This window comes from Pseudomonas sp. (assembly GCF_050739775.1).
Classification (GTDB): domain Bacteria; phylum Pseudomonadota; class Gammaproteobacteria; order Pseudomonadales; family Pseudomonadaceae; genus Aquipseudomonas.
In genome coordinates this window covers 20858-35329 of sequence record NZ_JBOICA010000050.1, presented here as the reverse complement: position 1 = coordinate 35329, position 14472 = coordinate 20858, and the positions used below count along the sequence as shown (strand labels likewise).

General features: G+C 61.7%; 12 protein-coding genes and 1 pseudogene. 8 read left to right on the top strand and 5 right to left on the bottom strand.

Features of this window, described 5'->3' with window-relative positions:
• The coding region (locus tag ACRESH_RS21325) for a hypothetical protein (RefSeq protein ID WP_431743831.1) at positions 1–185 on the top strand (185 nt) is incomplete at its 5' end.
• A gap of 33 nt (positions 186–218) precedes the next feature.
• Positions 219–616 (top strand): annotated as a pseudogene (locus ACRESH_RS21320) (IS5 family transposase); the annotation flags it as partial.
• Positions 617–641: 25 nt separating this feature from the next.
• Here ACRESH_RS21320 and ACRESH_RS21315 read toward each other — a convergent pair.
• Together ACRESH_RS21315 and ACRESH_RS21310 are read right to left on the bottom strand one after the other, a co-directional pair.
• On the bottom strand, positions 642–2081 hold the full coding sequence (locus tag ACRESH_RS21315) for an aldehyde dehydrogenase family protein (RefSeq protein WP_431743830.1): 1440 nt from the start codon (positions 2079–2081) through the stop codon (positions 642–644).
• Positions 2078–3715, bottom strand: coding sequence for a 5-guanidino-2-oxopentanoate decarboxylase (locus tag ACRESH_RS21310; RefSeq protein ID WP_431743829.1), 1638 nt, complete (start codon positions 3713–3715; stop codon positions 2078–2080). Before ACRESH_RS21310 ends, ACRESH_RS21315 begins: the two co-directional genes overlap by 4 nt.
• 114 nt (positions 3716–3829) lie before the next feature.
• Here ACRESH_RS21310 and ACRESH_RS21305 point away from each other — a divergent pair, with 114 nt between their 5' ends.
• A complete protein-coding gene (locus ACRESH_RS21305) occupies positions 3830–4717 on the top strand; it encodes a LysR substrate-binding domain-containing protein (protein WP_431743828.1) in 888 nt (295 codons plus the stop codon).
• Here the strand turns inward: ACRESH_RS21305 and ACRESH_RS21300 are convergent.
• Positions 4711–5325: an NAD(P)-dependent oxidoreductase gene (locus ACRESH_RS21300; protein ID WP_431743827.1), complete on the bottom strand. Its 615-nt coding sequence runs from the start codon at positions 5323–5325 to the stop codon at positions 4711–4713. The genes ACRESH_RS21305 and ACRESH_RS21300 overlap by 7 nt on opposite strands.
• Positions 5326–5355: 30 nt before the next feature.
• Positions 5356–6240, bottom strand: a complete 885-nt coding sequence (locus ACRESH_RS21295) for an MBL fold metallo-hydrolase (RefSeq protein WP_431743826.1) — start codon at positions 6238–6240, stop codon at positions 5356–5358.
• A gap of 105 nt (positions 6241–6345) precedes the next feature.
• On the opposite strand from ACRESH_RS21295, the gene ACRESH_RS21290 reads away from it, so the two are divergent.
• On the top strand, positions 6346–7254 hold the full coding sequence (locus ACRESH_RS21290) for a LysR family transcriptional regulator (protein WP_431743825.1): 909 nt from the start codon (positions 6346–6348) through the stop codon (positions 7252–7254).
• 72 nt (positions 7255–7326) lie between these two features.
• The gene (locus ACRESH_RS21285) at positions 7327–7500 is read left to right on the top strand and encodes a hypothetical protein (RefSeq protein WP_431743824.1); all 174 of its coding nucleotides are present in this window, start codon (positions 7327–7329) and stop codon (positions 7498–7500) included.
• 100 nt (positions 7501–7600) lie between these two features.
• On the opposite strand, the gene ACRESH_RS21280 is transcribed toward ACRESH_RS21285, so the two are convergent.
• A complete protein-coding gene (locus ACRESH_RS21280) occupies positions 7601–8233 on the bottom strand; it encodes a TetR family transcriptional regulator (RefSeq protein ID WP_431743823.1) in 633 nt (210 codons plus the stop codon).
• Positions 8234–8492: 259 nt separating this feature from the next.
• Between ACRESH_RS21280 and ACRESH_RS21275 the strand changes: the two genes are divergently transcribed.
• Genes ACRESH_RS21275 through ACRESH_RS21265 form a run of 3 tightly spaced genes read left to right on the top strand, consistent with a single transcriptional unit; the run spans position 8493 to position 14251 of the window.
• Positions 8493–9644 (top strand): efflux RND transporter periplasmic adaptor subunit, encoded by a 1152-nt coding sequence (locus ACRESH_RS21275; protein ID WP_431743822.1) that lies wholly within the window; start codon positions 8493–8495, stop codon positions 9642–9644.
• A 3-nt stretch (positions 9645–9647) separates the two neighbouring features.
• A complete protein-coding gene (locus tag ACRESH_RS21270; protein WP_431743821.1) occupies positions 9648–12800 on the top strand; it encodes an efflux RND transporter permease subunit in 3153 nt (1050 codons plus the stop codon).
• Complete coding sequence (locus ACRESH_RS21265; protein WP_431743820.1) at positions 12797–14251, top strand: AdeC/AdeK/OprM family multidrug efflux complex outer membrane factor; 1455 nt, start codon at positions 12797–12799, stop codon at positions 14249–14251. Before ACRESH_RS21270 ends, ACRESH_RS21265 begins: the two co-directional genes overlap by 4 nt.
• Positions 14252–14472: the final 221 nt, after the last annotated feature.

The following is a 14472-nucleotide window of genomic DNA, read 5'->3' as shown; positions in this document are numbered from 1 at the left end:
TTGCGGGTCTGCTTGCGCTTGCCGGCGTACTCGGCGTCGGCGAAGGTCATCTGCTTCATCAGGTGTCTCGGCGTTTGAGGTTAAGCATTCTGCCAAATCTGGAAGTCTTCTTCAGAGTTTCCCTAGGCACTGTACGAAATCCCGAGAAAACCAACAGCTGCCTCTTGAGAGCTGAGATTTTGTAGAGTCTCCAGCCATCTACGAAAAGGAATTCTGTGATGGCAAAGCGTTATAACCTCTCGGATGAGGCTTGGGATTTGGTCGCCAATCTTTTCATCGAAACCCACGGCAGAGGCAGGCCACACCTCAACGATCGACTGATGCTCGATGGCGTGCTTCGGGTTCTCTGCTCTGGTGCGGCTTGGCGAGACATGCCAGAGCGTTTCGGGCCTTGGTCAACGGTTTATCAACGGTTTCGGGATTGGCGAAACCGGGGAACCTTCGATCAGATGCTCAAGCGGTTGCACATCAAGCTTAACGAGCAAGGCCTGATCGACTTGCAAACCTGGATGATCGACTCGACAGCGGTCCGAGCAACCCGAGCCTCATCAGGTGCCGGGAAAAAAGGGGGCCTGATGAACCTGCCGATCATGCTCTAGGCCGCAGTCGTAGTGGATAGTCGCCTTGCCCCGCGATGAGGCTTACACCGCCCTCACTACATGCTTGATCTCTTGGAAGGCACTCAACCCCCAAGGCCCAAGCTCACGCCCGATACTGCTCTGCTTGTAGCCGCCCCAGGCCGTCTGCGGAAAAATCACCTGTGGTGCATTGATCCATACCAGCCCGGCCTCAAGTGCGTTGGCCACCCGCTCGGCAGCGATCAGGTCGTCACTGACCACGCTGGCCACCAGGCCGAACTCGCTGTCGTTGGCCAAGGCCAGCGCTTCGGCTTCGCTGGCCACCGGCCGCACGCAAAGCACCGGACCAAAGATTTCCTCACGCCACAACGCACTGTCCAACGGCACGTCGGTGAATACCGTGGGGCTGATGAAGTACCCACAGGGCAGCGCCTCTGGCCGTGAACCACCGCACAGCAGTCGTGCACCGGCTTCCAGGCCCGCCGCTATATGCTTCTGTACACGCTGGTACTGCGCCTGGTTGACCAGTGCGCCCATCTCATTCTCATCGGCGAACGGATCGCCGAGCCGAATCGCTTCGGCCCGCGTCTTGAGCCGCGCAATAAAGTCCGGATACAAGGCTTCGGCCACCAGTACCCGACTGGTGGCTGAGCACATCTGCCCGGCATTGAAAAAGCCGCCCAGGCAAGCCAGTTCCACGGCCAACTCCAGGTCAGCCGCGTCCAGCACCAGCAAGGAGGATTTGCCCCCCAGCTCCAGGCTTACGCCCTTGACGGTCTCCGCCGCACGCTGCATGACTTGCACGCCCACTGCATTGCTGCCGGTAAAGGAAATCTTGGCAATCCGTGGATCGCCAGCCAGGGCGGCGCCCACTGCAATCCCGGTACCGCAAACCAGGTTGAACACACCATCAGGCAATCCGGCCTGGGCAATCACGCTGGCCAACTCCAGCTCCGCCAGCGGCGTCACCTCCGAGGGCTTGAGCACCACGCAACAGCCGGCTGCCAGTGCTGGCGCCAGTTTCCAAGCGGTGGTGACCATGGGGAAATTCCACGGCACGATCAGCCCGACCACGCCACAAGGCTCACGCCGCAGGCGCGCGACAAAGTCCTCACTGGGCAGCGCCACCGGGCAGTCCTGCCCGGCATCAAGCTGATCCGCACGCTCAGCGTAATAACGGAAGGTGGCGATTACATCGTCCACATCCATTTGCGCTTCGGCGAGCGGCTTGCCGTTGTTGCTGGCCTGCAAGAAGACCAGGCGCTCGCGGCGCGCCTCGACCCCCTCGGCAATCGCCCGCAGTATCGTTGCACGCGCAGCTCCGGTCGTTGTCGACCAACCAGCGAACGCAGCCCGCGCCGCCTGGGTGGCGCGCTCTACCGCTGCGCCGTCACCGCCGGCCACTTCGGCCAGCTGCTGCTCATTGCTGGGGTTGATCACCGTGAGCGGCTGCGGGCCGTGCTGCCAGACACCTTGGATGTAGACACCTGGAAGCTTCATCATGCCGGCACCGCCTGCATCCAGCGGTTCTGATCGATTTCGATCAGGCTTGGGCCCTTGCGGTCGCACGCCTGACGCAAGGCTTCACGCAATTGCTCGACATCGTCCACGGCCTGGGCAGCACAGCCAAGGGCTTTGGCCACGCCGACGAAGTCCGGGGTGTGAATGTCCACGCCCACCGGCTCAATGGCGCGGTTGACCATATACTTCTTGATTTCCTCGTACCCCTGGTTGTTCCACAACAAGACGATCAACGGCACCTCCGCCTCAGTAGCGCTGGCCAGTTCCGGCAGAGTGAACTGCAGGCCACCGTCGCCGATCAGGCAGATCACCGGTGCGCGCTCCTCGATGGCTTCGGCGCTACCCAACCAGGCGCCCATGGCCGCCGGCAAGGCGTAACCGAGTGTGCCGTAGCCGGTGGAAGCATTGAACCAGCGCCGCGGCTGATCCATATCCAGGGTCAGGTTGCCGGTGTAGACCGGTTGCGTCGAGTCGCCAACCAGCACCGCGTTCGGCAGGGTGTCGAGCAAGGTCTTGAGCATACGCGTCTGGCTGTGCATCGGCAGATCCCAGTCGGCCAGTAGTCGCTCACGCAAGCGTGCGGCACGGCTGGCGCCCCACTCATTAGCGCGTACCGGTGCAGGTTGTTCGGCCAGGGCCACCAGCAGGGCCTGAGTTGCCACCGTGGCGTCGGCCACCAGCGCAATCTCAGGGGGATAGTTGCGCACGGTCTGGTCCGGGTCGATATCGATGCGCAGCAAACGTCCTGGAATCTCGAAGCCACCCTTGAAGGTCACGTCATAGTCGGTTTCGGCAAGCTCGGTACCAATCGCCAGCACCACGTCGGCTTCAGCCACCAGCTCACGGGTCGCGACCAGCGACTGGGTCGAACCGATCTGCAGCGGATGGCTGGCAGGCAACATGCCCTTGGCGTTGATGGTCAGCGCCACCGGTGCCTGCAGGTATTCAGCCAGGCGGGTGAGCACTGTACTGGCATCGATGGCACCACCACCGGCGAGAAGCAGTGGACGCCGAGCGCTGGCCAGCAGCGCTGCCATTTGCGCTACGGGTGCCGGGGCAGCGCCAGCGCGGGCAATGCGTACAGGGGTACTGGCCAGCAGGTGATCGGCGTCTTCGACCAGAACATCCAGCGGAATCTCGATATGTACCGGACGTGGACGGGCGCCGTCGAACACGGCAAACGCACGAGCCAACACCATCGGCAGGTCGTCAGCGCTCATCAACGTGTGAGAGAACGCCGCAACGCCCGCCACCAGGCTACCCTGGGCCGGCAACTCATGCAGTTTGCCGCGCCCGCCACCCAGCTGGTGGCGGGACTGCACGCTGGAGATCACCAGCATCGGGATCGAATCGGCATAGGCCTGGCCCATGGCCGTGGTGATGTTGGTCATTCCCGGGCCGGTAATGATGAAGCAGACACCCGGCTTGCCACGGGTGCGCGCAAAGCCATCAGCCATGAAGCCTGCGCCTTGCTCGTGACGTGGCGTGATGTGCCGGATAGAGGAACGCGCCAGCCCGCGGTAGAGCTCGACGGTATGCACGCCGGGAATCCCGAAGACATGGTCAACGCCATAGCCTTCAAGGAGTTTGACCAGTACTTCACCGCAAGTTGCCATGTTCGTCTGCCTGTTATTGTGCTGAAAACAGGCGTTATTGGACCGCTGCCTCGCTACCGGCACAATGCAAAAAAGCGCATACTAGCCATGTCCACAGATCATGGCTGATGCCCGATGAAACGCTTGCCGCCATTGCCCGCACTGTACACTTTCCTGGTCACCGCCCAGTGCTGCAACTTCACCCGTGCGGCGCAGTTGCTGCACATCACCCAGGGCGCCGTCAGCCGGCAGATCGCCGGCCTTGAGGAACATCTGGGCTATGCGCTGTTCCTGCGCCAGGCCCGAGGCCTGAGCCTGACCCGCGAAGGCCAGGACTGGCTGCCACGGGTACAGCAGGTGTTCGCCTTGATCGAGGAAGGCATGCAACAAGTCGGCGCGCGCAGTGCCACCTTGCAGCTCAAGGCGCCCACCTGCGTGATGCGCTGGCTGCTGCCGCGGCTGATGGAGTGGCAGGCGTTGCGCCCGGACGTGCCGGTGGAGCTGACCACCACGGTGCAGCACGGGGTGGATTTTCGTCGCGAAGTGTTCGATGCGGCGGTGGTGTATGGCGCCGCCCCCAATCATGGCTTGCACAGGCTCAAGCTGTTTGATGAGCAGCTAACGCCGGTGTGTGCACCGCAATTGCTGGCCGGCCCCGTGCCCTTGCAACAGCTGGCGGATCTGGAGCAACACATGCTGCTGCACCCGACCCGCGACCAGCACGACTGGAACGCCTGGCTCAGTGCCGCTGGCGCCAACCTGCCGCGGCAAGGCAAGGGCCAACATTTCGAGACCCTGGACATGGCCATGTCCATGGCCTCCCAGGGTACCGGGGTGGCCATCGGCGACTGGTCACTGATCGGTGATGACCTGAGCTGCGGGCGGCTGGTTGCGCCCTTCCCGCTCAAGGTCAGCACTGGCCAGGCTTACTACCTGGTCCGACCGCAGGGCTCGACGTCAGCAGCCTTGCTGGAACTGCTCGACTGGCTGTGCGAGCAGGCCCAGGCCCGGCTGGTTCAGTAACCGACGGTGAAACGCTGACGCGAGTGAGCGGGCTTTTCCACTTCATCAAGCATGGCAATGGCATAGTCGGCAAAGGTGATCCAGCTCTTGCCGTCGGCACCGATCAGCAGGTGATCCTTGCCCGTGTGGTAGCTGCCGCTGCGCACACCTTCAACGAACTCGGCCGACGGAGACAGGAAGGTCCAGTCCAGCTCCTTTTCCTGACGCAGGGTATCGAGGTAATGCCCACCGGCAGTCGCCTCGGCCTTGTACGCGTCAGGGAAGTCCGGGCTATCGATGACCTTGTGCCCCGACGGCAGCAACAGGCTGCCCGCCCCGCCCACCACCAGCAGACGCTTGACCCCGGCTTTCTTCACCGGCTCGATAATGGCCTGCGGTTTGATACTGAAAAAATGCGCAGCGCTGAGTACCACATCGTGCCCGACCAGTGCCTGCTCCAGTGCAGCAGCATCACTGACATCCAGCGCCACGCTTGTCACCCCTTCACGGCCCTGCAGCTTGGCTGGATTGCGCGCGATAGCGGTGACGCTGTGGCCACGACGCAGGGCTTCTTCCAGCAACTGACTACCGGCACGGCCAGTTGCCCCAATGATTGCGATCTTGCTCATGGAAAACCTCCAGTCAGGATTGAATGTCACTTACCACTTCATCTCGCCCTTGGCGACCTTGGCGCTAAGCGCAAGCGAGCTCTCCTCGCCCAGGTTCGGGTAGCGTTTTTTCATTGCCGCGATCAACGCGGCGGCGTTGTCGGCCCTGGCAGTCTCTTCGTCGAAGGCGCGAATGTAGTCAGCGGTGAAGCGCACCGCTGCAAGCGACTCGCCAGGCAGCCCCAGGTAATGACCAGGCACCACGACCTGCGGCTTGAGCAGTTCGATGCGTTTGAGGGTCGCAAGCCAGTCCTTGTGTGATTGCGCCGTCTGGGTGTCGGCCATCCACACATGCAGGTTATGCGCGACCACCACACCACCGACCACCGCCTTGATCGAAGGAATCCAGACAAAACTGCGGTCCGCTTGCGGGCCATCAAGACCGAGCACTTCAAGTTGCTGGCCTTCCAGCTTCAGCTGATTACCTTCCAGCACCTGCGGGACCACCAGTTTCGCCGGTTTGTCCGCGCCCATCTGCGGCCCCCAGTACGCCAGCTTGGCATCCATGGTCTGTTTGATATGGGCGACCGTTGCCGCAGAGGCGACAACCTTGGCTTGTGGGTAGGCATCGGTCAGGGTCTGCAGGCCAAAGTAATAATCCGGATCGCCATGACTGATATAGATGGTGGTCAGGCGCTTACCGCTGGCGCGCAGTTTCGCCAGCACCTGCTCGGCCTGGCCTTTACCGAACTGGGCATCGACCAGGATGGCGTCATGCTTGCCGCTGACGATGATCGAGCTGACCGGAAACAGTGCCGCGGTGCCCGGGTTATAGACATCCAGGTGCAACGGCTGCTCGGCTGCATGCGCCTGGGCCAGAACACCGAGGGTGGCAAAGGCCAGCAACAAACCGCGCAAGGAGAATGAACGACGCATCAAGGCAATTCCTGTAAGAGAGGCAATGTGCAACAGCTTAGTTGCACGATCCAATGCAAAAAATGCGATGCTTGAACATAGTTTGTTTCTGAAATCGGGCAAATCATGGATCGTCTGACAGCAATGCGGGTCTTCGTCAGTGTGGTCGACCTCGGCAGCCAATCGGCTGCCGCCGATCACCTGGACCTTTCCCGGCCGGTGGTATCACGCTACCTGGCCGAACTGGAAAACTGGGTCGGTGCGCGCCTGATGCAACGCACCACGCGACGCCTGAGCCTGACCGCCGCGGGCCAGGAAACCTTGCCGCGCTGTCGGCAGATGCTGGAGCTGGCCGGTGACCTGCAAGCGGCAGTGAGTGCACCGGACGAAGCGCCACGGGGTGAGCTGCGGATCAGCGTCAGCACCTCGTTCGGCCAGGCACAGCTGATGGATGCCATGACCGAGTACGTCAAACGCTACCCGGGGGTGAAGATCGATCTGCAAATGCTCGATCGCACAGTGAACCTGGTGGATGAACGCATCGACCTGGCCATCCGCACCAGCAACGACCTGGACCCCAACCTGATCGCCCGCCGCCTGAGCGTGTGCCGCTCAGTGATCTGCGCGTCACCGGCCTATCTGCGTGAACACCCGGCGCCAGTGCACGTCGAGGACCTGACTCGGCACAACTGCCTGACTCACGCCTATTTCGGCCGCAGCCTCTGGCATTTCGAGGTGGAGGGCGAAACGATCTCGGTCCCGGTACAGGGCAATATCAGCGCCAATGAAGCCATGACGCTGCAACGGGCAGCCCTGGCCGGCGCCGGGATCGCCATGCTGCCCACCTATCAGGCCGCCCCCGCCCTGCGCAGTGGCGAGTTGGTGCGCCTGCTGCCCCAGGCTAAACCCCGCGAACTCAACCTCAACGCCGTCTATACCTCACGCAAGCACATGCCGGCCACCTTGCGCAGCATGCTCGACTTCCTCGCCGAGCGCTTCACTGCCGAGCCGCAATGGGACCGCGAGCTACGCTAGGCAGGCAGACCAGGCAAGGCTGACCTATGCTTTAGAACAGCACCTGTAAGCAGGTTGAAAGAGGTGATCAGCATGAGCCTCAAATCCAGAAAATGCGCCGTCATCTGTGCCATTGCCGCCGTGATCGGGCTCTATGCCGCAGCCGCCTACCGGGTCGAACAGGCCCGTCACCAGCCGCATTCGGCAGCCAGTTGCAGCCTGGCCCACTGCGTGCCGCACACTGCAACCTTGAGCGCCCTGAGATAAGCTTCAGGTAAGTCCGTGACGCTACTTTCGGCCTGAGCAGCCTTATGCAGAAGGTTTGCGAAGGCCGTGGCAACAATTCATCACAAACCTTCACAAAGTCTCATTTGCGCAAGGAAGGGCTCAAGCGCAGCATATCCAGCCCGGTATCGATCCACTGTTCGGCTTTCCCCAACAGATCGAAGCTTTCCGGCAACAGCAGCCAGCGGCGGATCAGACCATCTATATAGGCATAGATCGCCAACGCCGCGCGCTCAGGGTCCACATCAGCGGGCAGTTGCCCGCGCTTGACTGCATTGCCCAGCGACAGCGCAATATGGGCATGACACTCAAGCGTCGAGGTTTGCCGCTGTTGGCGAATTTCGCACATATCATCGGTGAACTCGCACTTGTGATGCAGAATTTCATTGATTCGCCGGGTTTTCGGGTCAAGCACCGTCTGGTGCATCAACTGGACCAGCAGCTTGCGCATGCAGCCAAGCGGATCAACTTCATCTTCGCTTTCACTGGCCCGGGCCAAGGCGTCCAGGGGTTCGTGCAGGCTTTCGAGCATGGCCTCGACCAGCTCGGCCTTGTCGTTGAAGTGCCAATAGATAGCGCCGCGGGTAACCCCCGCCAGTTTGGCGATATCGGCCAGGGTGGTACGCGCAACCCCGCGCTTGTAGAAGGCCTTTTCCGCAGCTTCGAGAATCTGGGCACGGGTTTCCTGGGCTTCTTCTTTGGTTCGACGGACCATGGCAGTACGACCTCATCAAACCCAGGCGCACACTCGAGCACCTGGGGGCTGGGCCGGATCAACCTCTGATAGGTTGTTACCGGATGTATTAAATTCAAGGCTTGCAGCGGCCTGGGGCATCGTCTGCAAGGTATTTACAAACAACCATGAATGTAAGTATATTTCTTAGCAAGCTATTTATCCACTCGACAATTTTTTTCTTATCGCACCCTTTCCATTATTCTTGAGCGTCTTCAGCTCTTGCGACCCGAGGATCTTCATGCAATTCAAGCCAGCTGTTACCGCTCTGGTATCCGCCGTCGCCCTGGCAACCCTGCTCAGCGGCTGTAAAAAGGAAGAGGCTGCGCCTGCTGCGCAAGCTCCTCAGGTCGGCGTCGTCACCCTGCAAACCCAGGCCTATACCCTGACCTCCGACCTGCCGGGGCGCACCACCGCCTACCGCATCGCCGAGGTCCGTCCCCAGGTCAATGGCATCATTCTCAAGCGCCAGTTCAAAGAAGGCACCGAGGTCAAGGAAGGTCAGCAGCTGTACCAGATCGATCCTTCGGTATACGAAGCGACCCTGGCCAGCGCCCAGGCCAACCTGCAATCGACCCGTTCGCTGTCCGAGCGCTACAAACAGCTCGTAGCCGAACAAGCGGTCAGCCGCCAGGAATACGACGACGCGCAAGCCAAACGTTTGCAAGCTGAAGCTTCGCTGCGTAGCGCCCAGATCGACCTGCGTTACACCAAGGTCCTGGCTCCACTGAGCGGTCGTATCGGTCGTTCGGCAGTGACCGAGGGCGCCTTGGTCAACAATGGCCAGGCCGATGCCATGGCGGTGATCCAGCAGCTGGACCCGATCTACGTCGACGTCACCCAGTCCTCGGCCGAGCTGCTCAAGCTGCGCCGCGAACTGGAAAGCGGCCAACTGCAGAAGGTCGGCGACAATGCCGCCAAGGTCACCCTGACCCTGGAAGACGGCAGCACCTATCGCCAGGAAGGCCGTCTGGAGTTCTCCGAAGTCTCGGTTGACCCGACCACTGGCTCCGTGACCCTGCGCGCCGTGTTCCCGAACCCCGAGCACAACCTGCTGCCTGGCATGTTCGTCCACGCGCGCCTGAAGGCCGGTGTCAACGCCCAAGCCATCCTCGCTCCGCAACAGGGCGTGACCCGCGACCTCAAAGGCCAACCGACCGCCTTGGTGGTCAACAAGGACAACAAGGTCGAGCGGCGCCAGCTCGAGGCCAACCGTACCGTTGGTAGCGACTGGCTGATCGCCAAAGGCCTGGACGCCGGTGACCGGCTGATCACCGAAGGCCTGCAGTTCGTCAAGCCAGGCGTCGAGGTCAGGGTCAGCCAAGCCACCAACGTCAAGCCTGCCCAGCCAACCCAGGCCAATGCAACCACTGCAGGGGCCAAAGGGGAGTAAACCATGTCGAGATTTTTTATCGATCGCCCGATCTTTGCCTGGGTGATCGCCTTGGTGATCATGCTGGTCGGCGCCTTGTCGATCCTGAAACTGCCGATCAACCAGTACCCAAGCATCGCTCCGCCAGCCATCGCCATCGCCGTGACCTACCCGGGCGCCTCGGCGCAGACCGTGCAGGACACCGTGGTACAGGTGATCGAGCAGCAGCTCAACGGGATCGACAACCTGCGTTATGTGTCGTCGGAAAGTAACTCCGATGGCAGCATGACCATCACTGCGACCTTCGAGCAGGGCACCAACCCTGATACTGCGCAGGTCCAGGTGCAGAACAAGCTGAACCTGGCCACCCCGCTGCTGCCGCAAGAAGTGCAGCAACAGGGTATCCGCGTGACCAAGGCAGTGAAGAACTTCCTGCTGGTGATCGGCCTGGTGTCCGAAGACGGCAGCATGTCCAAGGACGACCTGGCCAACTACATCGTCTCCAACATGCAGGACCCGATTTCGCGTACCGCGGGTGTCGGTGACTTCCAGGTGTTCGGTGCCCAGTATGCAATGCGTATCTGGCTCGACCCGGCCAAGCTGAACAAGTTTCAGCTGACCCCGGTCGACGTGCGTACCGCCGTGGCCGCGCAGAACGTGCAGGTGTCTTCCGGTCAGCTCGGCGGCTTGCCGGCCCTGCCCGGCCAGCAACTGAACGCCACGATCATCGGCAAGACCCGCCTGCAGACGGCCGAGCAGTTCGAGAAGATCCTGCTCAAGGTCAACCGCGATGGCTCGCAAGTGCGCCTGAGTGACGTTGCCACCGTCGGTCTTGGTGGCGAAAACTATGCGGTCAGCGCCCAGTTCAACGGCAAGCCGGCTTCGGGTCTGGCGGTCAAGCTGGCAACCGGGGCCAATGCCCTGGACACTGCCAAGGCCCTGCGCAAGACCATCAGCGACCTGGAGCCGTTCTTCCCGGAAGGCATGAAAGCGGTGTTCCCGTATGACACCACGCCAGTGGTGACCGAATCGATCAGCGGGGTAATCGACACCCTGATCGAAGCGATCGTGCTGGTGTTCCTGGTGATGTACCTGTTCCTGCAGAACTTCCGCGCCACCGTCATCACCACCATGACCGTCCCGGTGGTGTTGCTCGGTACCTTCGGCATCCTCGCCGCAGCCGGCTTCAGCATCAACACCTTGACCATGTTCGGCATGGTCCTGGCCATCGGCTTGCTGGTGGATGATGCCATCGTCGTGGTGGAAAACGTCGAGCGGGTGATGTCCGAAGAGGGCCTGTCACCCAAGGAAGCGACCAAGAAGTCCATGGGCCAGATCCAGGGCGCCCTGGTCGGTATCGCCCTGGTACTCTCGGCGGTACTGCTGCCGATGGCGTTCTTCGGTGGCTCTACCGGGGTGATCTACAAGCAGTTCTCGATCACCATCGTTTCGGCCATGGCGCTGTCGGTGCTGGTTGCCTTGATTTTCACCCCGGCGCTTTGCGCGACCATGCTCAAGCCGGTTGCCAAGGGTGAACATCACGTTGCCAAGCGCGGCTTCTTCGGCTGGTTCAACCGCAACTTCGACCGCAGCGTGAAAAGCTACGAGCGCGGGGTGGGCAACATCCTGCGCAACAAGGCGCCGTACCTGCTGGCCTACCTGCTGATCATGGTCGGCATGATCTGGCTGTTCACCCGCATTCCCACCGCCTTCCTCCCCGAGGAAGACCAGGGCGTTCTCTTCGCCCAGGTACAGACTCCGGCCGGCTCCAGTTCCGAACGGACCCAGGTGGTGATCGACGAGATGCGCAGCTACCTGCTGGACAAGGAAGCCGATACCGTTGCCTCGGTGTTTACCGTGAACGGCTTCAACTTCGCCGGTCGCGGCCAGAGCTCGGGGATGGCCTTCATCATGCTCAAGCCGTGGGGCGAGCGTTCCGCCGAGAACAACGTGTTCAACCTGGCGGCCCGCGCCCAGCAGCACTTCTTCAGTTTCCGCGATGCCATGGTGTTCGCCTTTGCCCCGCCCGCGGTACTTGAGCTGGGTAACGCCACCGGTTTCGACGTGTTCCTGCAAGACCGTGCCGGTGTCGGTCACGAAAAGCTGCTGCAAGCGCGCAACCAGTTCCTCGGCATGGCGGCACAGAGCAAGATTCTCTCGGCCGTGCGTCCGAACGGCCTGAACGACGAACCGCAGTACCAACTGACCGTCGACGACGAACGCGCCAGTGCCCTGGGCGTGACCATCGCCGACATCAACAACACCCTGTCGATTGCCCTGGGTGCCAGCTACGTCAACGACTTCATCGACCGCGGCCGCGTCAAGAAGGTCTATATCCAGGGTGAAGCCGGCGCGCGCATGAGCCCGGAAGACCTGCAGAAGTGGTACGTGCGCAACGCTGCCGGCGAGATGGTGCCGTTCTCCTCCTTCGCCAAGGGCGAGTGGATCTACGGTGCACCTAAGCTGTCGCGTTACAACGGCGTCGAAGCCATGGAAATCCTCGGTGCCCCAGCCCCTGGCTACAGTACCGGTGAGGCCATGCTTGAAGTCGAGCGCATTGCCGCACAACTGCCAGCGGGCATCGGTTATTCCTGGACCGGCCTGTCGTACGAGGAACGCCTGTCGGGCTCCCAGGCGCCAGCACTGTACGCCCTGTCGTTACTGATGGTGTTCCTGTGTCTGGCGGCGTTGTATGAAAGCTGGTCGATTCCGATCTCGGTCATGCTCGTGGTACCGCTGGGGATCATCGGTGCGCTGCTGGCCACCAGCCTGCGCGGCCTGTCCAACGACGTGTACTTCCAGGTGGGTCTGTTGACCACCATTGGCTTGGCGGCAAAGAACGCGATTCTGATCGTCGAATTCGCCAAGGAACTGCATGAGCAGGGCCGCAGCCTGATCGATGCGTCCATCGAAGCCTGCCGGATGCGTCTGCGGCCGATCATCATGACCTCGCTGGCGTTCATTCTCGGCGTGGTACCGTTGGCGATCTCCACCGGCGCAGGTTCGGGCAGCCAGCATGCCATCGGTACCGGGGTAATCGGCGGGATGCTGACGGCCACCGTACTGGCGATCTTCTGGGTACCGCTGTTCTTCGTAAGCGTGTCGTCGCTGTTCGGTAGCAAGAAGCCCGAAGAAGACGCCACCCCTGAAACTCCACGCTATGAGGCTGGGCAATGAGCAAGTCCCTGTTGTCCCTGGCGGTCACCGCTTTCATTCTTGGCGGTTGCTCGCTGATCCCTGACTACCAGACCCCGGAATCGCCGGTGGCCGCGCAGTGGCCGCAAGGCCCTGCCTATTCGCCGACCGAGTCGGCGGATGTGGCCGCTGCCGAGCAGGGCTGGCGTCAGTTTTTCCATGACCCGGCGCTGCAGCAACTGATCCAGACCTCGCTGGTCAACAACCGCGACCTCAAGGTCGCGGCGTTGAACATCGATGCCTACCGGGCGCAGTACCGCATCCAGCGGGCCGACCTGTTCCCTGCGGTCAGCGCCAATGGCAGCGGCAGCCGTCAACGGATGCCGGCCAACATGTCACAGACCGGTGAAGCCGGTATCACCAGTTCGTACTCGGCAACCCTCGGGGTGAGCGCCTATGAACTCGACCTGTTCGGTCGGGTCCGCAGCCTCACCGAGCAGCAATTGGAGATCTACCTGTCCAGTGAAGAGGCCCGGCGCTCGACCCAGATCGCCCTGGTGGCCAGCGTTGCCAACGCCTACTTCACCTGGCAGGCCGACCAGGCCCTGCTCAAGCTGACCGAAGAAACCCTCAAGACCTACGAACAAAGCTACGCGCTGACCTTGCGCAGCAATGAAGTGGGTGTGGCTTCGGCCTTGGACCTGAGCCAGGCGCGGACGTCGGTCGAAGGTGCCCGGGTCAAGCTGGCTCAGTACCAACGCCTGGTCGCCCAGGACATGAACAGCCTGACTGTGTTGCTCGGCACGGGTGTGCCGGCCAACCTGCCGGCCGCGCAGAGCCTCGACAGCGACCTGTTGGCCGAAGTGCCAGCAGGCCTGCCGTCCGACCTGCTGCAACGTCGTCCGGACATCCAGGAAGCCGAACACCTGCTCAAGGCCGCCAATGCCAACATCGGTGCGGCCCGCGCAGCGTTCTTCCCGAGCATCAGCCTGACGGCCAACGCCGGTACCCTGAGTCCGGACATGGGCGGATTGTTCAAGGGTGGATCCGGCACCTGGTTGTTCCAGCCGCAGATCAACCTGCCGATCTTCAACGCCGGTGCCTTGCGTGCCAGTCTCGACTTGTCGAAGATCCAGAAGGACATCAACATCGCCAAGTACGAGAAAACCATCCAGACCGCCTTCCAGGAAGTCTCCGATGGCCTCGCCGCGCGCCAGACCTTCAACGATCAGCTGCAGGCCCAGCGCGACCTGGTCGCCGCCAACCAGGACTACTACCGTCTGGCTGAGCGTCGCTATCGCATTGGTGTCGACAGCAACCTGACCTTCCTCGATGCGCAGCGCCAGCTGTTCAACACCCAGCAGGCACTGATCAGCGACCGCCTGTCGCAGTTGGTCAGCGAGGTCAACCTGTACAAGGCCCTCGGTGGCGGTTGGTACGAGCAGACCGGTCAGGCGCAGCAGCAGGCTGCGGCTGAATCACCGAAAGGCTGAGTCTGGTTTGTGCTTCAGGAGCCCACCCTTGCGGTGGGCTTTTTTGTGCATTCGATTTTGCAGCAGTGTGGCAATGATCGCGGGGCAAAACTAACCAACCAGTTAGCGTTCGGTTATCGCCCATTTCCGCCTGTAACGAATTGATTCAAACCCTCCCGCCACCGCACCATCCCTTCGCAGCTTTTGCAAAGTACTCCCCCAAAGACTGTTGCCCGGCCTGC